The organism is Alkalicoccobacillus gibsonii, assembly GCF_016798245.1.
Classification (GTDB): Bacteria; Bacillota; Bacilli; order Bacillales; family Bacillaceae_D; genus Alkalicoccobacillus; species Alkalicoccobacillus gibsonii.
Map to the genome: position 1 here is coordinate 809,148 of NZ_JAEUZA010000001.1, position 19,080 is coordinate 828,227.

Consider the following 19,080-nt stretch of genomic DNA (forward strand, 5'->3'; position numbering starts at 1 on the left):
AATCATTCGCCATTCGTGTTTTTATGAAACGAGCGGAGGGAGAACCTGAGACTTCTACGGAACAGAACGTGGTGAAGACACTGTAGCGGCGCTTTTCCCGCGGAAGGGGCTGAGGCCGTTCCCGTGGAAAGCGAAGGATTCTCCTGTAGCGGATATTTTGCTATGTTCGTGTTTTCGTGAGTAATTTACTGTTATGTCCCAGTCCCTTTTCCACTATTATTACATATCTTCAATCGGCCACCATTTAAAGCCGTCAGCAAGAAGAAGCTCATCCGCTTCTGTTGGTCCCATTGATCCAGATGGATAGGATGGAAGTTTGGTTTGATCTTCATCCCACGCTTCACTTATTGCATCGATGTATGCCCATGAAAGATTCACTTCATCCCAATGCGCAAAGTTTGTTGCATCACCAATCATACAATCATAAAGTAAACGTTCATAGGCTTCTGGTGTATTAATTCCGTCTATGCCGTTGTTTGAGTAATTTAAGTTTACTGGACTCGTATCACCCGTTGTGCCAATCTTCTTCCCATTCAGCATTAAGCTCATTCCTTCATCAGGCTGAATGTGAATAACAAGAAGGTTTGCGCCATTATTCTCAACTTTATCATGATAAAGATTATGTGGCTGTGGCTTGAATTCGATCACAATTTTTGTTGACTTAGCAGCCATGCGTTTTCCTGTTCGGATGTAGAATGGCACGCCAGCCCAGCGATAATTATCAATTAATAATTTACCGGCAACGTACGTTTCCGTTTGAGATTCTGGCGATACATTTTTTTCTTTAAGGTATCCTTGAACAGGATCCCCCTTATAAGTGCCTTGACCATATTGTGCTCGAACAAAGGATTCGATTACTTTTTGATTTCTTATCGGTCTAAGTGCACGGAGCACCTTAATTTTTTCACTGCGAATTTCTTCCGTACTAAGTCGTAATGGTGGTTCCATTGCAAGAAGTGTCACCATTTGCATTAAATGGTTTTGAACCATATCTCTAAGGGCACCAGAATTCTCGTAATATCCACCACGGTCCTCCACACCAAGTTGTTCACTAGATGTCACTTGAATATTCGCAATGTGCTGGTTATTCCATAAAGGTTCAAAAACAGCATTTGCAAAACGAATCACCTGAATATTTTGAACCATCTCTTTACCTAAGTAATGGTCAATCCGATAAATTTCGTCTTCATGGAAGGCTTCACGGATTTCACTGTTTAATTTCTCTGCTGAAGGAAGATCATGGCCAAATGGCTTTTCAATAACTAACCTTGTCCACCCTTCTGTATCGGTCACACCTTCTGATTTTAAATACTGAGCAATCGTTCCAAAGAACTCTGGTGCCATTGCCATATAAAAAATACGGTTGCCACCAATTTGATATCGCTCATCCAGTGTTTCAAGCATGTTTTTCAGATCTGTATATGATTCCTGGCTCGTTACATTAAATGGTTTGTAATAAAACTGATTACAAAACTCATCTAAGTTCGTATGATCGCCTTTAATTTCTGCTTGGATGGACTCTCTCACTTGATTTCTAAGAGTCTCATCTGACCATTCTCTTCTTCCTATCCCAACAACTGCAAATTGCTCACTAATGCTTCCCTGTTGAAATAAACGAAAAAGTGAAGGGAAAAGCTTTCTTTTAGCCAGATCTCCTGTTGCTCCAAAAATAACAATAATTGATTTAGGCTGCTCACTGTTTTGCATAAGATACCTCTTTTCTGACTAAAATAGTTCATTCTAAACTTTTGGTTATGTAAGGAAGTAATTTTACTACCAAACTTCAATTAGTATACAGCATAATTTCATTTTTAGAAATTTCTCTGCTTATAATTTTGAAAAAAGTAAATCAGCTTGCCTAAATAAAGTGACAAGCTGATTCATGTAAACGCCATCTTGTATCATTGTTACTCTAGATAGCTTAAACTATTCGTTGTTCGGTTTTGGTCCTTTTTTCATTCGTGGTCTTAACCTGCGAATGGAGGTAAATAATAGGAGTGAGATAAGAATTACATAAAAGCTTGCAAAAAACCACCATGGACTCAGCTTCCAACCCGCATATTCTTGAAGCATAATGATTGGCGATTGATCGAATAATCCATAGAGCATGATCGGAATGTTAATGGATGCAAGGATAAGCGGCCATGGGAAGCTTGCCCCATCTATCGTATATTCTTCCCCGAAGATGCTCATCATCAATGTAACAATTGCAAACCCTCCTGTTAGAAAAAAAGCAATCCCATATGAAGTAACCATTGATACAATAGTCTTTTGAAAAAAAGTCGATGTCCAAATACCAATAGCTGCGATCGTTATCATGGTAAGAATGAATAAACTAATAGATGAAAGTAACAGTGCTGGAGATACTCCCCCATAAAGAAATACCATTGTATATAACGGTAAAGACGCAATAAGATATAACAATAAATAAGCAAGCGAAGCGATCATTTTACTAATAATAATAACTGATGACGATTGAGCTGTTGTTAATAAAATAGGTAATGTTTGACGCTCTCTCTCAGAGCTAATCACACCTGCAGTTAATCCTGGTGTAACAAAAATAAATAAAGCGAGTTGAAACAAACAAAGGACTAGAAAAATCCCCCTACTTTCCGATGGCTGAAAGGCATGATTTGTATCAAAGCTCATGTATGCACCCATATAGCCCAAGACGAGTAAGCCAAGTACAATTAAGTATATCGCGATGCCTAGATAGCTTTTAAATGAGCGAAACCTTAATTTAATTTCTTTTGTTAATACGGGATTGTTTAACCATTTACTCATCGGTTGTCACTCCTTTTGTGATATCCATAAAGATATCCTCTAAATCTGTGTCAACCTGATTAAAGCTTAACAATGGCAATTGCGCTTCGACAGCTCGTTTTAACAAATCTTTCTGTTCAAAATCTGATCCTTTATAATCGAATTCGATCTCGCCTTCTTTTATAGACTGAATCCTTAGTACATCCTCCTCCGCTTCTAAAAAGGCAATAACTTCTTGATGGGACCCAAATGTACGAATCTGAATGACTTTTTGTTGCTGAAGCTTATCATGTATATCATTTACACTTCCATTTGCAACTAAGACCCCTTGATCTACGACTCCAATTTGATCACACATCTCAGCAAGCTCTGGCAAGATATGCGATGAAATAATAATGGTTTTATTCATAGATTTTAAGCTACGTAAAATATCACGCATTTCAACTCTTGCCCTTGGGTCTAGTCCGGATGCTGGTTCATCTAAAATGAGTACCTCAGGATTATGAATGAGGCATCGTGCCAAACAAAGTCTCTGCTTCATTCCTCTAGATAGCACATCAACGTAGTCATTTACTTTATGGGATAATTGAACCAGCTCGAGTAATTCTGGAATTAGCTTCTTACGTTCCGAAATAGACAATCCGTAACTTGCCCCATAAAAATCTAAGTACTCAGATGTTCGTAATTGATCGTATACGCCAAAGAAATCTGGCATATACCCAATTTTCCGCCTAACTTCTGTCGGATTCTGAGTAACATCTACTCCATCAATTAGCGCCGTCCCTGATGTTGGTACCATTAAAGTAGCCAAAATTTGAAAGGTTGTTGATTTTCCTGCCCCGTTTTGACCAACTAGCCCATAAACCGTCCCTTTTTTCACATGGATATTTAGCTCATTTAGTGCCGTGTACGAACCGTAACGTTTTGTGAGATCTATGGTTTCAATCATTCTTAAATTCACCTTTCAAATTAATCTGAGGGATCGTTAACGTATCTTTAGAATCATTTTTATTGATTCTAATTTGAATGTCTCCCCAATCATCAATATAAAGTGAAGGATCCTCAAAGGTCACTCGACCAGTAATGTCCTCATATAATTCTTCCTTCACATTATAGAGCTGAACAATCGTCTCTTCTTCATTCAAAGTGGATAGACTCATTTCGTTAAAGACAAATGTATCCTCCATTAGATCAGTCGGAACGGAGAACATCAGCTCATATTCTCCGTTTTCAGCGTAAATGGTTCGCTCCCCTAAAGAAACTTCCTCTTCAAAGTATATATCTCCAGTAAAACTATATCCTGAGGGCATCAAATCTTTATTGTCTAATGAAAGCTGACCCTGCTGTTCCGATTGAACATCAATAGGTTGCACAATTAAGTTGTTGACTTTAAGTATGCCTTGGCTACCATTTAATACTGGATGTAAGATTGAATCTTTAGACAAACCAGCAATAGCCGGCAGTCCTTTTGAATATACCTCCTCGTTAAAGGAAGCCTCAAACAACCCTTTTTCTACTAGCTCTGGTAATGATGTATCTTCTTCATAATCATATGGGTACGTATTGTTACTCGGTGTAAATAGAGTCTTCCCAGCTAAAGTAAACGAAACTTGATTCGTTTCTCCTTTTTTAAGGGGGCCAAGCGTGACTTTTTCTGCTCCAGCCATGAAGTAAACAGCTTCGTAATCAAAATTCGTTCGGTTTGTAATGGTTCCTTCAACTTCATTGTTCTTATACGTTAAATCTGTTTCAAAATTCCCAGCTTCCACATTCGAAATGGAACCAACTGCATTTGAGATTGACCAAAACTCTCGATTTCGGAACGTAAGCAGCTGCTCTTTTTCTAAGTGGACTACACTAGTGTCCGTTTTCCCATCAAACGTGTTAAAGTACACATTATCAACCAATGGAACAGGCAAGAACTCTTGATCTTTAAATAATAATGAATACGTCCCTTTTTTATTATTTAAAAATGATACACTACCAACACCATATCCAGTACCAGTATGGTCTAATCGCATAACCACATTCTCATTTAATTGATGATCCTTGATCCGATCCTTCCCACCTACAATAAAGATGGCAAAGCAAAGAATGATTGATAAACTAGGCAGAATCCACCAAGCATGTTCGCGTTTGTCTGCTCTTCTTAAGATAAAATAAAGTAAAGGACATAAGATAAGAACGTATCCAGCAAACACCATCACCAGATTACGTATTGGAATAAAAGAAGATGGAAATAAGTTCGAAATATTCGTAAAGGTGTATTCGTAATTCTCAAATTCTGACGCTCCATAAAAAGATGTGCTATTTTTAACAAATGGGTTGAACCACTGACTCCAAGCCTCATTTGCCCCCTCCCATTCTTCGAAATTATTCTGTAATGGGCTTACTAACAGCTGAGCAAATTCACCTTTCCCACTTTTAGTGCTGAGTAAGACTGGTTCATCATCCTCTGTTTGCAGATGAACAATAGAAGCCTTAAGAGGATTGCCTTTTTGCAATGGAACAACATCCTCGCTGTAATCGACATTCGTTAGTTTCTTAAGAAAATTTGCGTTAGCATCCGTTTCTTCCACAAATGCTTCTATAGGTAACTCGGAGGCAAAAATAGATTGTTCAATACCTTTGACATCTCCAGTTAATAATAAAGTTCCCCCTTCATTCACCCATGTGGAAATGACCCTTTGTTGTTTCTCACTTAAAGAATCCAGATCATAGTCTGATATAAGCAAAACAGACAACATGTTTAAGCCTGTTCCTAATTCAGGAATTTGATCTTGTTTCACTTCTACAACTTCAAATCGATGATCTGTGACAAGCTTCATAGATTTTAACGACTCTAACCGTTCAATAGATGGAGAAAGAACTCCGATTACTAAATCTTGATCATTAATTCCTCTCGCTGTTAGAAGTGATTTCCCTTCAAAAAGTAGGTCCTCTCCATCGTCCCAGCCACCTTCATAAAAATGAATCGTCTTAACGGTTGTTCCAGTCCCTGTTCCAGACATAGCGGTGTAATCGAAACTTGGAATACTTACAGTAAAAGAAACCTCTGATTGAGCAGGCACTTCGACAGACTGTATAAAATCTGTTGGTTCTGTTGAATATGAAGGACTTATACTAAAGGCTAAATCTCCAGAAATATCTCGATCACTCACATTGTTTATTGTGACAACAACCGGAAATCCTCTATAAGGGTTCGCTTTGTTCTCGAATCCAATATCCATTTGAATCGATAAGTCTCGTTCATGCTCTGCTTTTACAGTAATCGGAAACATAATTAGTGCTAGCATCACAATAATGATACAAATTAAACTTTTTTTACTCATTAAATTTCCCGCTTTCCGCTCAATATCTTACTTTAAACTTCTTTAAAGATAGCATAATTGCATTCATTTTTTTCTCAAGTTTTTCTAAAATTTTTCAAGCCAATGTCAAAATTCGTCGAAATAATTAAGACTTTTTGCAACTAACTGTCGGAAGAAATTTAGAGGAAATAGAAGGAATTAATAGAATATTTGTTAATAACAATATTCAAACGTGGGGGATCTCAAAATGAGCTCGATCATAAAGAACAAAGAAATCATTAAAAAACATGTTTACCACAATAGTGAGTTAGGAAAAGCGACAACTCTTCATGAGTTTTCTATAGAGTATTCTTTGGAACAAGAGGAACTTTACCGGATCTTAGACTTATTAGTTGACGAAGCAACGATCCAATGGACAAACGAAGAACAAGTTATTTCTTTCCCGTTACCTGGTTGGTATAAAAAGCAATTACAGCAAATGAAAGCATGTCACTTATCGGCTTTAGCCAAGCGACAACTAAACGAATGGTAGAAACCATAAACAAAAGGCAAACTGATCACAAATGTGACGTTTGCCTTTTGTTTGTTTGATTTATGTATGAATGATCGATCTATTCGTTACTTAATGTTTGCACAAATTTTTCAAAGCGTTTATTTTGCTCATTTAGAAGCTCAATATTTTCCATGAATGTAGCGACTAATTGCGCCTGATCGGATGATGCACCAGAAATTTCACTAATTTCTTCTTGCATTCGTTTGACTGAGTTTTGAACATTTGATACGTTCTCATCGATTTGATTAGCTGCCTTTTTAGTTTCATCAGAGAGCTTACGAACTTCTGTGGCTACCACACCAAAGCCGGCACCTGCTTGGCCCACACGTGCTGCCTCAATCGCTGCATTTAAGCCTATTAAGTTTGTTTGTCTTGAAATATCACCGATGAAATTCGTAATTTCAGCAACACTTCCTGATTCATCTACCGTCTTTATAGCATTTTTTAATAATTGATCTGAAGTTGCCGAAAGCTGTTCAGAATGTGCTGCCACTTGTTGAATTCCACTAAGGAGATTATCCGTAATTGTTGAAGTCTGTGTCATTAATTCGTTTAACTTCTTTTTATTTTTATGACTAAAATTTGCTGTTAGAACAGCAACAATTTGCCCCGTTTCATCTTTCACTGGTACAAACACGACATCAAATGCTACGCCAAATAATTCTTCTGGGATGGATCCGTATGTGACCTCGTTATGTTTAATATCTTTAAAATCCGTATGTGGCTCAACTAATGGATCCCCTGGTTTTTGTCCGATTTTTAAAGAATCGCTGTCACACCAATATAATACTTTTTCATGATCATATACAGAGAGCGCTACATCACCTTTAAATAATTGTTTGATAAATGGCATACTCGCAACCAAGCCATCAACAATAGACATTCGCTACAACCCCTTTCTTAACATCCTTCTTTTTATCGGCTATCCCATCCATTTAGTTAACAACATCTTACAAATATAAAGAAGCCCTCCTAATGATTTTCATTAAGAAGGCTAGTATCTTTTTATAAATCGTTTAAAGATTGAACGTAGTTTTTAAATTGTTGATTTTGATCATTTAGCAGCTCTATATTTTTCATAAAGTCTGTCACTAATTGGGCTTGATCATTTGAAGCATCTGTAATATCACTAATTTCCTGTTGCATTTGCTTAATGGAGCTTTGAATCTTAGACAGCGTTTCATCAATTTGGTTTGCTGCTTTTTTGGTCTCGTCTGAAAGTTTGCGAACTTCAGTGGCAACCACTCCAAAGCCAGCACCTGCTTGACCTACACGAGCGGCCTCAATGGCTGCATTTAAACCAATCAAATTCGTCTGTCTTGAAATATCACCAATAAAGGTTGTCACTTCAGCCACTGCATTTGACTCATCTACCGTTTTTACAGCATTTTTTAATAGCTGGTCTGATGTTGCTGATAGTTGCTGTGAACGAGCAGCCACCTGTCGAATTCCACTAAGAAGCTGGTCAGAAATCTCCGAGGTGTCGCCCATTAACTGTTCAATCCGATCAAGTTCCTTGCGACTACTATTCATACTTAGTACAGCTATGATGTGCTGATCATGATCTAAAAAAGGAACATATGTAATGTCATAAGCGTGTCCATAAAGTTCCTTTGGAATCTGGCTATAGGTTACACCTTTATTTTCAATGCAACTAAAATTCTCAAAACCCTTTTCGAGCGGATCCCCTGCTTTCGCTTGTATATCAAGCGTAGAACTACCGCTAAAAAACAAAATCTTTTCTTCATCAAAAAGGCTCAAAGCTACATCACCTTTGAACGCTTTTTTTAATAATGGCATATTTTTCGTTAAGCCTTCAACAAACTCCATTCCCATACTTCCTCTCTATCTATCAACATATGAAGAACATATCGGAAGAAGGGGTTCATTCGTGTAGATAAGACTCAACAAAAAGTACAGAAAACCAGTGTAAAACTATGTTTAGAGAATAAAAGGAATTATTGAAGGATTAAATCAATCTCCTTTAATTCATCTGCTGAGAATGACAAGTTCTGAAGAGCTTGAACATTTTCCTCAATCTGACTGACTCTGCTCGCTCCAATCAATGCAGATGTGACATGACCCTCTCTAAGAACCCAGGCTAAAGACATTTGCGCAAGTGTTTGGCCGCGTTCGTGTGCAATCTTATTTAATCGGTTTAAACGTTTGACCAAATCTTGATTGATTTGTTCTTCACTAAGGAAATGACTCGCTCCACCCGCACGTGAATCAAGAGGTACAGATCCGTCTAAGTATTTGTTCGTTAAGAGACCTTGAGCCAGTGGACAGAACGCGATCGAGCCTACCCCACTCTCATTTAGTACATCCAGTAACTCATCTTCAATGCCGCGATTTAACATTGAATAATTTGGTTGATGGATGAGAAGTGGTGTGCCCAAGTCAGCTAGAATTCGTGATGCTTCTTTTGTTTGAGCAGGACTATAGCTTGATATACCAACGTAGAGGGCTTTACCTTGACGTACAATTTGATGAAGAACTCCCATAGTCTCTTCTAATGGTGTGTCCGGATCCGGTCGATGAGAATAAAAAATATCAACATAATCCAACTTCATTCGTTGTAAGCTTTGGTCAAGACTTGCGATCAGATTCTTTTTAGACCCCCACTCTCCATACGGTCCTGGCCACATATAATAACCTGCTTTTGAGGAGATAATTAACTCATCCCGGTATGGCGCAAAGTCTGTTTGAAGGATTCGTCCAAACATTTCTTCAGCGGATCCTGCAGGAGGACCATAATTATTCGCTAAATCAAAATGGGTGATCCCTTGATCAAATGCACTTCTTAACATCGCACGTCCATTTTCATATGAATCGACTCCACCAAAATTATGCCAAAGTCCAAGTGACAAAGCAGGTAACTTTAAACCTGATCGTCCAGCTCGGCGGTAAGGCATTGTAGAATATCTTTGATCTGATGCAACGTAACTCAAAGTACCATCTCCTTCGTAAGCGTTATCATTTTTTATAGAGTATCACAACATGACAAAAGAGTCTTGTTTGAGCTCATGACCTATAAGTCACGTTCTTTATCATCATCACGGATTTGAATGTTGAATGAACCTAGACTACCACTTCCATTTGCTTTGTAACGATTGATTTCAATCTTATGAGTAGTTCTTGGTTTTAAAAGGATAGGCTCCCAATCGTCTTCATCAAATAGGAATTCTTTATTCCCCTCATAAAAAACATCATAGACATTTAAAAGAAACTCCACTTCATTTGATGAATGGTTTTTAAGTTCGACCTCACACATCGTATCTCTTCCATCAAATGTACAAGAGGATTCCTCGTCATTATAAGATACAGCATCCACACCCGTGGCAAGGGTAAATTGATACAGTTCAACCACCTTCATTGGTAACCACCCCACTGCAATGACCATTAAGACGGTGAGAACAGCACGGTGATCAGTAAGAGAGCGGACAAACAGAACGATGGCAATCACAAACAATATAAGCGAGATCCACTCCATCAGTTCAACTCCAGTGCGGCTACTGAGATTAAAAAGGAACAGATCACTTGATCCAGAGCCTATGAACCGTGTATTAGGATAAGGAAGGCGGTATATAATCAGTAAGATAAAAATGAAAACAGACCCCATAAGTAACCATTTATTACGAATCATACGTCACCCCGTTATTGGCTTTTTTTATCAATCATAGCACAATACGGTACTTATTAAATAAAAAAGCTGCAAAACATCATCTGTTTTGCAGCTTGAAATCAATAAATTAAACCAACAATTGTAGCGGTTAGGAAGCTAACTAATGTGGCACCAAATAATAATTTTAATCCAAACCGAGCAACCATGTTCCCTTTTTCTTCATTTAACCCTTTCACTGCACCTGAGATAATACCGATCGATGAAAAGTTGGCAAATGAGACTAGGAATACAGAAACGATGGCTTCTGATCTGGCACTTAATGATTCAGCACCTTCAGATAGGATTTGCATGGCAACAAACTCATTAGATACAAGCTTAGTTGCCATAATGCTTCCTGAATAAACCGCCTCATTCCATGGCACACCCATTAAGAAGGCAAATGGAGCGAAAATGTACCCAAGCAAGTCCTGGAATGAGATTCCAAGTACAGCATTAAATATTCCGTTAATCATCGCAATTAATGCTACAAAACCAAGAAGCATAGCAGCAACAACAACAGCTACTTTAAAGCCATCCATAATATATTCACCAAGCATTTCAAAGAATGATTGTCTTTCTTCCTCTTCTACAACAATTAAGTCTTCCTCTTCTGTTACTTGATACGGATTAATAATGGAAGCAATGATAAACCCACCAAATAAATTTAGAACAATAGCTGTCACGACATAAGCCGGATTAATTAGTGTCATATATGCACCAACGATTGACATAGATACGGTAGACATAGCTGACGCACATAATGTATACATTCGGTGTTTCGGTAATAAATGCAGCTGTTTCTTTAATGAGATAAATACCTCAGATTGTCCTAATATAGCTGAGGCCACCGCGTTGTACGATTCCAATTTCCCCATACCATTTATTTTACTTAATGCAAATCCAATGTACTTTACAATAAAAGGTAGAATTCTCCAATGCTGCAAAATACCAATCAAGGCAGAAATAAATACAATAGGCAATAGCACATTCATAAAAAATGGAGACTCACCTGGATTCATCAAACCACCAAATACAAATTGAATGCCTTCAGCAGCATAATCCAGTAGTCGTTCAAACCCGTTTGCTATTCCACTAATAATAAACTGGCCAACACTCGTAACGAGTAGTATGTATCCTAAGATAAACTGTAAGACAATCATAATAATGATTGGACGTAGTTTTACCTGCTTTTTGTTACTACTTGCTAACCAGGCAATCACTAAAAAGAGGAGTAATCCTAGTCCTCCAATAAGATACTTCAAAATCATCCTTCCCTTCTTCTAAAACATCAACGGTTCTAATCGTTATGGACCCTCTGATCCTTAGTTAGTATGACATAATCTGACCCCTTACATACAAGGGAAAACCTCCACAACATAAATGTCCGAAAACTAATACTCTTAACACTCTTTGCCCTAATTTGAATTTAAGCAAACAAAAAAAGCAAACACCGAATACATCAGAGTGCTTGCTTTCAACATTACCTATCTAATTTTGCTACCAGCCGTTCAAAATGGGTTCTCCACTTATCCGCTAAAGCCTCTTCTTGTAAGAGCAACTCTATTTGATTCTGATCTTTTTCTTGTTGAAAAAACAGGCGGTTTGCTTGAAGCACAGAAATCCCGTGCGTGCCTTTATCCTTAAGCTCAATTGAAGAGTCAGGGGTAATCATCCCCTCTTCTATCACTTTAGCAAAGTACCCAGTGTAGCCTGTTTCAATCATTTGTTTGAATAGTCCCTTACATCCGGTTCTTCGATCAATCGTGTTACATGGAACGCGACCTTGTGTGATCGTTACAACCGCCTCACCAATTTGATAGATATCACCAATACAAACCTCGTCTTCAAGCATTCCTTTAACAGTTAAATTTTCACCAAACGCTGCTGTATCAAGTGAATCTTTGTATGTTTTATTCCAATAGTCATACCGTTCATCCGCATAAAAACAAACAGCGCGCTCAACCCCGCCATGATGCTTTAAGTCAGCTACCCCATCACCTTCAAAACCGTCAATCTTAAGTACGACTTGCTCCCTTGACTGTTTTTTTATCGCTGTACTCATTTCTTGATTATCAGCATATTGCATGACCTCTGGCTTACCGACTGCAACATTTACTAATTGATAATTCCCCATGTAAACTCCTTTAAAGCTTTTTCTTTTATCTTATCAGATCAGTTAAATGATTGGCAGATTTTTTGAAAATAGATGGACAAATCTCATTTTTATTATGTATGCTTATTTAACTAGTTTATTTCCAAAAGGAGGATTTATTTTGAGCAAAAAGAAACAAAACCAATCCATCATGTACGATGTAAGAAAACTAATTTTCTTATCTATTATTGGCGCTTTATTTTTATTTCCTGAACATCGCATTTTCCTTATTTCCGTCCTTATTATCTTCCTCATCTATCCTTTCATTTTTCGAATGATAAAAGAGATCGCGAATACAAAGAAACTTCAAAAAAGCGGGATTAAACAAATTGATGAAATGAACGGTATTCAGTTTGAATATTATTTAAAAGCACTATTTTTAGGCCTCGGATATAAACCAACTGTTACAAAAGCAAGTTATGATTTTGGGGCCGATGTTGTTTTAAATGGTCCAAAGCGCATTGTCATTCAAGCAAAATGTTATGGTACTAAAAACAAAGTAGGCATTGAAGCCATTCAACAAATTTATGCGGCAAAAGCTTTTTATAAAGCCGACGATGCTTGGGTTGTAACAAATCGTAGCTTTACTCCGAGTGCCATACAACTTGCTAAAAGCTGTCAGGTATCTTTAATTGGGCGGGATGAACTCACTGAACTTATCCTTTCTATCCAAGAAAAAAATCCACAACTGGATTTGCCACTAAAGCAAGATAATCAGATCTCCTACGACTGTAAAAGGTGTGGATCCCCACTTACCTTAAGAACTGGGAAAAGAGGTTCATTTTATGGATGTACATCTTTCCCTGCATGTAAACATACAGAAGCTCTTCAATCTTAATATTTAATCCGATTAATTAACTACAAGACGACTGACGATTTAAATCGACAGCCGTTTTATTTCACTATATAAGTTTACATAATAATATTATGATAATCTATTTCATAGCTTCCAAAAGATGGTTGCTTTTATTCCGGTGTCGGTGTACTATACAATTAATACACCGTATCACATAAAATGAATTTCACTCTTTACATAATTTCTTGATTAAAACTTTAGAAAAGCTTGAGAAATGTCAGCCATTTTTTGTGCTATCTTATTAATCATGGTTTGATTTCACGCATACATATCTTACATGCTTGTAAGGTTTTTGAAAGAATAATGGATTTAAGCTTCTAGTCAATTATCGTATTCTATAGCTACTCTTTTCAACATTCCATCTAATTAACTGTTCTAAAAAGGGGTTTATTAACCATGAGAATTGCTTTATTTACTGATACGTACCATCCTCAAATTAATGGTGTTGCTACCTCAATTATGGTACTAGAAAAATACCTTCAACAAAGAGGACATGATGTGTACGTTTTTACTTCTTCAGATTCCCATGCTGACCTTACAGAAGAAAACGGAAAGGTTTTTCGTTTCCCTAGCTTAGGAGCTTTGTTTGTGCCAGAACGGCGCTTAGCTGTAGCGGGATTATCAAGGGCCTCTCACCTTATTGAAGACTTAGACATTGATCTTATTCATACGCATACTGAATTTTCTATGGGTGTAATGGGGAAAATGCTAGCGAAGAAGTATCACCTTCCTTGTATTCATACGTACCATACAATGTATAAGGATTATTTACACTATATTGCAAAGGGAAAGTTAATCCCCCCTTCTCTTGTAGGAATCTTATCTCGTCTTTACTGTAAAAAGACATATGCTGTGATCGCTCCTACAGAGAAGGTAAAAAAACAGTTAGAACAGTATAATATTCGCGGATCAATACGCACCATCCCAACTGGAATTGATTTTGCAACATTTAAGCGAGACTTTAAACAGATTGAAACAATTTACCAAATTAAAGAAAAGCTACAGCTTCAATCAACTGATACCATTTTATTGAGTGTAGGAAGAATCGCACAAGAAAAAAATATGCGAGTATTAATAGAATCCCTACCTACCCTTCTTTTGGAACACCCGTTCGTAAAGCTAGTGATGGTTGGTGATGGCCCTGAAAAAAAAGAACTCATGCAGTTAACTAAGAAACTTGGGCTCACTGAATCTGTAAGGTTTACAGGTGCCATTCCTTGGTCAGACATTCCAGCATACTATCAAATGGCCGACTTATTCTTAAGTGCTTCTACTTCTGAAACCCAAGGGCTAACCTATATTGAAGCAATGGCTTCTGGGTTGCCTGTAGTAGCGAAACAAGATCCTAGTATTGAAGAACTATTAATTGATAAACGAACAGGCTTTCTTTTTCAGGAAGATCTAGAGCTTGCTGAAACACTTAGCAACATTCTAAATCGACCAGACCAATTTCGCTCCATTAAGCAACAGGCAAAACGGCATATAGAGCGCTTATCCGCTGATCATTTTGCAAATCAAATGGAACAACTTTATGAAGAAGCCATTTATTCCTACGTAACATCGCATCACTCAATACGAACACTTAACAAGAAAGAGAGACTCTCATGATTCGATTAACTATGTTTTCATCCGCTGAAAAAGTAAAAGGGCAAGGCGTGGCTTCTGCATATCGAGAATTAATCAATCTATTGTTTAATCAAACAGATCTGTATGATATGAAGATCAATACGTATCGTTCCGCAGATATTTCTCATTATCATACAGTTGACCTGCCCTTTTACCTTTCAACGTTCTCAAAGAAACGCGGAATAAAAGTTGGATATGTTCACTTTATTCCAGAAACGGTTGATGATAGCCTTCAGCTACCTAAATGGTTTAGACGCTTTTTCTATTCATATCTGATCTCTTTTTACAAACGAATGGACAAACTAGTTGTCGTAAATCCCGCATTTATTTCTAAGTTAGAAGCATACGGAATTACGAAAGATAAGATAGAATACATTCCAAATTTTGTATCAAACCAAACGTTTTATCCATTGGACGCCACCGAACGACATGCAATTAAAGAGAAGCATGTATCAACTCACGCGTTCACAGTACTCGGAGCAGGACAAATTCAACAGCGCAAAGGGGTATTGGATTTTATAGAAGTGGCAAAGAAACTGCCTGAGGTTCAATTCATTTGGGTTGGGGGCTTTTCATTCGGAAAAATCACGTCCGGATATAAGGAGCTTAAATTGATTGTCGACAATCCACCTAAGAATGTTTTATTTACTGGAATTGTAGATCGTGAACAAATGAACATGTACTTTAATTTAGCAGATGTGATGTTCCTTCCATCATTTCACGAGCTTTTTCCTATGACGATTTTAGAAGGCATGAGCTGTGAACGACCTATCTTACTTAGGGATTTAGAGTTGTATGAAGACATTTTGTTCGATTACTATCTAAAAGCAACGTCTGTTGAAGGCTTTGTTGAGGAAATCATACAGTTAAAATCCAATCCAGAATACTATGAAGCTGCGAAGACTTCAGCTGCCAGGGGGGCTTATCACTACTCTGAGGAGCGATTATCAGAGATATGGAAAGACTTTTACTATGATCTCGCCGGGAACACAACATGAAGTCTTTTAAAAGTCACCTATTAAATATATCCTTACTATTACTCATTACTGGCGGGGTTCTTTTTTTTATTTTTCGTAAGCTAAGCTGGTACGATGTGAAAGAAGAGCTTGCAACCTTGCAGTTGGGCTGGTTCATCGCTGGTGCTGGTGCCATCATTTTAAGCTGGTTCTTTGAAGCTGTTGTTCTACATAATATGACGAATACGGACAAAACGAATGTGCGCTTCGGCTCTATTTTTAAAATTACGATGGTTGGCTTATTATTTAACAATATTACCCCTTCCTCTACGGGTGGCCAGCCTGCACAATTGTTTATGTTATTTAAACGAGGTGTGGAGGTAAGTAAGGCAAGCTCTGTGCTTCTTATTAAATTTATATTATTTCAGACGATCTTGGTCTTTCTCTTTGTTGGGATCCTTGTATTTGGTTATCAAGATTTAACCGCCATTGTGCCAAACATGAAATATTTTATTTTTATTGGTTTTATTATTAATTTAAGTGTCATTACCTGTCTGCTCCTGATTTGCTTTAGTAAAAAATCGGTGCTGTTTCTCATTCGCCTAGTTTTATATCCAATCTCCTTGTTTAAAAAGACACTAGCTGAAAAATGGAGACTATCTTTGCATGAAAAGGTTCTTACATTTCACGACGAGAGTAGAAGACTGATCCATGAAAAGTCACTTCTTCGTCGATGTTCTTTGTACACACTCTTACAGCTATTGTTCTTTTTAATTGTGCCTTACTTCGTTTTTTTAAGTTTAGGATATAATGAGTTAAGTTTATTTAGCGCTATAGCTTTTCACGCGTTTATCATGATGTTTGCGTCAGTAATTCCTACTCCAGGAGGAAGTGGCGCGGGAGAGTACAGTTTTACATTACTTTTTGGTACCGTCGCAGGTCAAACTGACCTACTTGTTGGCCTTTTACTCTGGAGATTTCTAACAGCTTACAGTCCAGCCATCATCGGGGCACTAAGTTTCGTGATTCGTTCAAACAAACCTATAAAAGAACCAACCAAAGGAGTGTCCTAGATGGATGCTTCTTTTTTTGGTCTAGTGGCAATCTTGGGTTCATACAGATAAATGGAACCCTCGCATGAAAGGAGGCTCTTATGATTACAATTGCCGGAAAGCTAATAACAGATGCCGAGTTAAATACCATTCCCCTATCTTTAAAACGTCGAGCGGTGTTAAGTAGCATTGCCACGAATCAAACTATGTATTTCTTTCCAACAATGGAGGATTTACTTTTTGAGGTGAAGGTTAGGGCGAATACGACTCAAGCATCTCATGACTTAGCTGTAAGTGGGGTTGGGTTTGCTGACTTTGATCATTCAACCTGTAACCAAGCGCTTTGGACGCTAACAAGGGAGGGCGGTTTTCTTCTTAAACCATCCATTACTCCTCAAAGAGGAATCGACGATATCTTTAATAATGGTCGCTTGTACTCATTTGAATGCGCCGTGGCAATAATTATTATCTTTTACAAAGCAACCTTAGATTCAATTGGGGCTACAGCATTTAATCAACTTTTTAGAGGGCTTTATTTATTTTCATGGAGATATGATGAGGATCTTCATTTAATTAGTCATTCAGGCTCCGAATTCTTACCAGGTGACTGCGTATACTTTAACAATCCTGACTTTAATCCAGCCACACCTGAATGGCGCGGAGAAAATACAATTGTGATGGATTATGACTTATATTTTGGACATGGAATTGGGATTTCACCAGGTGCAGATATTATTAAATCACTTAATGAAGAACGTTTTCCTGGCGCGAGACAATCTGCATACCTTGAAAACCGGATTACACACCCCGAGTATAGATATCTAGGGTAAAAGGAGTTGGAGACATGACATGTGTCTCCAACTCCTTTTTGTGTTAATGTGTTACATAAAGTTCCATTTGTTCCACTACATCATTCATCAAATAAAATGTCAGTTCGATCTGTTTATCTCGATAACTCACTTTTTGTATATATGGTTCTTCGTCCTTTTTTTCATACACTTCTCCGTACTGGTCAATGACATCCATTAGCGAATCACCATGCGATATCCCCTTACTTGTCTTTACCTCTGGATTCAATGAAGTAATTTGAACAACTTGATTTGATGAATCGAACGATAGCAACACCTGCTCATGTTCAAAGGTATGAGTAAATTCAGAGCTTGTATCGTTTGCGATGATAAGCTTCGAAGGTTCAAACTCCGTAATTGGAGTAAGTAATTGGATCTGATTAAGCGATTCATCAGAAAGGTCTAATATCCCTTCCTTTGACTCAGCTTGAAAATAAAGTTGTAGTGAAAATAACCCAAGTATACATAGTAAACATGCTACATATGTCATCCATCTTTTTTTCAAACAGTTCACTCCAGCAATTTGTCCTACCATTAGAATGAACCATGATTCTAAAGAAACTCTAAACTCCCTATCAACATTTTGTGAAGTTGTGAAGTTTTTTTATACACTGCGTCAATATGGAAGATGTCTTAATTAAACTGGTTTAGGGTAAAGTAGGAAGAAGGTGATAATGAGGAGGAGGACTAGATGTTTATTATTAGTTTTGGAGTAAGCATTATTGTATCAACAACTATGTATCTTATTCAAAGAAAATGGAGCATGTTTCGCTCTATTTTTGATATTATAGCCCTCCTCTGTCTGCTTGTATTCAGCAGCATCGCAGCCAGTGCGATCTACGAGGTTTTGATCAATCACACGGTATTTATGACAAACATTCATGCTCTCTTTTTAAATGGATTTTTCCTTGTTTCGGGAGCATACGTTTTGATGTATAGCATGTACAAACTGATCCATATGATTGTTCGTCCTGCCTAATGCTCTTCTCGAGTGAAAACAGCCAAATTCCCATCTGTTCCTCCCATTGCAGATTGGGGCGCAAAGCTATGTAATTGCCAGCCCTCACTCGCTATTTCATTTAACGCAACTTCAATTTTAGCCGCTTGTTTTTTCGTTACAGCGCCCGGTAATAAAACCGTTTTATACTCCACAGCTACCACTCCTTATAATTATTAGATTTAATGTAACATATAGGATTAAATGAGTGAAACCAAAATAGGTAGAGTAGCAAATCGCTCCCCTACCATGTTATTCATCCTTGACCATATTTCGTTTTCCTGTTTTTCAATCGCTTTTAA

General features: G+C 37.6%; 19 protein-coding genes. 7 read left to right on the plus strand and 12 right to left on the minus strand.

Going from position 1 to position 19,080, the window contains the following annotated elements; translation table 11 throughout:
• Positions 1-219: 219 nt before the first annotated feature.
• The 4 genes from zwf to JNO66_RS04390 all read right to left on the minus strand — a co-directional run bounded on the left by zwf (position 220) and on the right by JNO66_RS04390 (position 6,095).
• On the minus strand, positions 220-1,707 hold the full coding sequence (gene zwf / locus JNO66_RS04375) for a glucose-6-phosphate dehydrogenase (protein WP_203086972.1): 1,488 nt from the start codon (positions 1,705-1,707) through the stop codon (positions 220-222).
• A gap of 219 nt (positions 1,708-1,926) precedes the next feature.
• Positions 1,927-2,784: an ABC transporter permease gene (locus JNO66_RS04380; RefSeq protein ID WP_203086973.1), complete on the minus strand. Its 858-nt coding sequence runs from the start codon at positions 2,782-2,784 to the stop codon at positions 1,927-1,929.
• Positions 2,777-3,712: an ABC transporter ATP-binding protein gene (locus JNO66_RS04385; RefSeq protein ID WP_203086974.1), complete on the minus strand. Its 936-nt coding sequence runs from the start codon at positions 3,710-3,712 to the stop codon at positions 2,777-2,779. The genes JNO66_RS04380 and JNO66_RS04385 overlap by 8 nt, the downstream gene beginning before the upstream one ends.
• Complete coding sequence (locus tag JNO66_RS04390; RefSeq protein WP_203086975.1) at positions 3,705-6,095, minus strand: hypothetical protein; 2,391 nt, start codon at positions 6,093-6,095, stop codon at positions 3,705-3,707. Before JNO66_RS04390 ends, JNO66_RS04385 begins: the two co-directional genes overlap by 8 nt.
• A gap of 226 nt (positions 6,096-6,321) precedes the next feature.
• On the opposite strand from JNO66_RS04390, the gene JNO66_RS04395 reads away from it, so the two are divergent.
• The gene (locus JNO66_RS04395; RefSeq protein ID WP_203086976.1) at positions 6,322-6,606 is read left to right on the plus strand and encodes a hypothetical protein; all 285 of its coding nucleotides are present in this window, start codon (positions 6,322-6,324) and stop codon (positions 6,604-6,606) included.
• 79 nt (positions 6,607-6,685) lie between these two features.
• On the opposite strand, the gene JNO66_RS04400 is transcribed toward JNO66_RS04395, so the two are convergent.
• The 6 genes from JNO66_RS04400 to JNO66_RS04425 all read right to left on the minus strand — a co-directional run bounded on the left by JNO66_RS04400 (position 6,686) and on the right by JNO66_RS04425 (position 12,425).
• On the minus strand, positions 6,686-7,510 hold the full coding sequence (locus tag JNO66_RS04400; RefSeq protein WP_203086977.1) for a methyl-accepting chemotaxis protein: 825 nt from the start codon (positions 7,508-7,510) through the stop codon (positions 6,686-6,688).
• A gap of 122 nt (positions 7,511-7,632) precedes the next feature.
• A complete protein-coding gene (locus JNO66_RS04405) occupies positions 7,633-8,457 on the minus strand; it encodes a methyl-accepting chemotaxis protein (protein ID WP_203086978.1) in 825 nt (274 codons plus the stop codon).
• Positions 8,458-8,585: 128 nt separating this feature from the next.
• The gene (mgrA, locus tag JNO66_RS04410) at positions 8,586-9,578 is read right to left on the minus strand and encodes an L-glyceraldehyde 3-phosphate reductase (RefSeq protein ID WP_203086979.1); all 993 of its coding nucleotides are present in this window, start codon (positions 9,576-9,578) and stop codon (positions 8,586-8,588) included.
• Between the two features lie 80 nt (positions 9,579-9,658).
• Entirely contained in the window at positions 9,659-10,273 is a 615-nt protein-coding gene (locus JNO66_RS04415; protein WP_203086980.1) for a hypothetical protein, read from the minus strand.
• 98 nt (positions 10,274-10,371) lie between these two features.
• Positions 10,372-11,553, minus strand: coding sequence for a NupC/NupG family nucleoside CNT transporter (locus JNO66_RS04420; RefSeq protein ID WP_203086981.1), 1,182 nt, complete (start codon positions 11,551-11,553; stop codon positions 10,372-10,374).
• A gap of 218 nt (positions 11,554-11,771) precedes the next feature.
• Positions 11,772-12,425 (minus strand): MOSC domain-containing protein, encoded by a 654-nt coding sequence (locus tag JNO66_RS04425; protein ID WP_203086982.1) that lies wholly within the window; start codon positions 12,423-12,425, stop codon positions 11,772-11,774.
• A gap of 139 nt (positions 12,426-12,564) precedes the next feature.
• On the opposite strand from JNO66_RS04425, the gene JNO66_RS04430 reads away from it, so the two are divergent.
• The 5 genes from JNO66_RS04430 to JNO66_RS04450 all read left to right on the plus strand — a co-directional run bounded on the left by JNO66_RS04430 (position 12,565) and on the right by JNO66_RS04450 (position 17,763).
• Positions 12,565-13,281, plus strand: a complete 717-nt coding sequence (locus JNO66_RS04430) for a restriction endonuclease (protein WP_246483158.1) — start codon at positions 12,565-12,567, stop codon at positions 13,279-13,281.
• A gap of 414 nt (positions 13,282-13,695) precedes the next feature.
• Positions 13,696-14,907, plus strand: a complete 1,212-nt coding sequence (locus JNO66_RS04435) for a glycosyltransferase family 4 protein (protein ID WP_203086983.1) — start codon at positions 13,696-13,698, stop codon at positions 14,905-14,907.
• A complete protein-coding gene (locus JNO66_RS04440) occupies positions 14,904-15,923 on the plus strand; it encodes a glycosyltransferase family 4 protein (RefSeq protein ID WP_203086984.1) in 1,020 nt (339 codons plus the stop codon). Before JNO66_RS04435 ends, JNO66_RS04440 begins: the two co-directional genes overlap by 4 nt.
• Positions 15,920-16,954, plus strand: coding sequence for a lysylphosphatidylglycerol synthase transmembrane domain-containing protein (locus JNO66_RS04445; RefSeq protein WP_203086985.1), 1,035 nt, complete (start codon positions 15,920-15,922; stop codon positions 16,952-16,954). The genes JNO66_RS04440 and JNO66_RS04445 overlap by 4 nt, the downstream gene beginning before the upstream one ends.
• 80 nt (positions 16,955-17,034) lie before the next feature.
• Positions 17,035-17,763, plus strand: a complete 729-nt coding sequence (locus JNO66_RS04450) for a protein-glutamine gamma-glutamyltransferase (protein ID WP_203086986.1) — start codon at positions 17,035-17,037, stop codon at positions 17,761-17,763.
• 43 nt (positions 17,764-17,806) lie between these two features.
• On the opposite strand, the gene JNO66_RS04455 is transcribed toward JNO66_RS04450, so the two are convergent.
• On the minus strand, positions 17,807-18,316 hold the full coding sequence (locus tag JNO66_RS04455; RefSeq protein WP_210340767.1) for a hypothetical protein: 510 nt from the start codon (positions 18,314-18,316) through the stop codon (positions 17,807-17,809).
• A gap of 156 nt (positions 18,317-18,472) precedes the next feature.
• On the opposite strand from JNO66_RS04455, the gene JNO66_RS04460 reads away from it, so the two are divergent.
• The gene (locus tag JNO66_RS04460; RefSeq protein WP_203086988.1) at positions 18,473-18,760 is read left to right on the plus strand and encodes a transposase; all 288 of its coding nucleotides are present in this window, start codon (positions 18,473-18,475) and stop codon (positions 18,758-18,760) included.
• Here JNO66_RS04460 and JNO66_RS20500 read toward each other — a convergent pair.
• The gene (locus JNO66_RS20500; RefSeq protein ID WP_203086989.1) at positions 18,757-18,933 is read right to left on the minus strand and encodes a DUF4177 domain-containing protein; all 177 of its coding nucleotides are present in this window, start codon (positions 18,931-18,933) and stop codon (positions 18,757-18,759) included. The two genes, JNO66_RS04460 and JNO66_RS20500, sit on opposite strands and share 4 nt — an antisense overlap.
• Positions 18,934-19,080 lie beyond the last annotated feature (147 nt).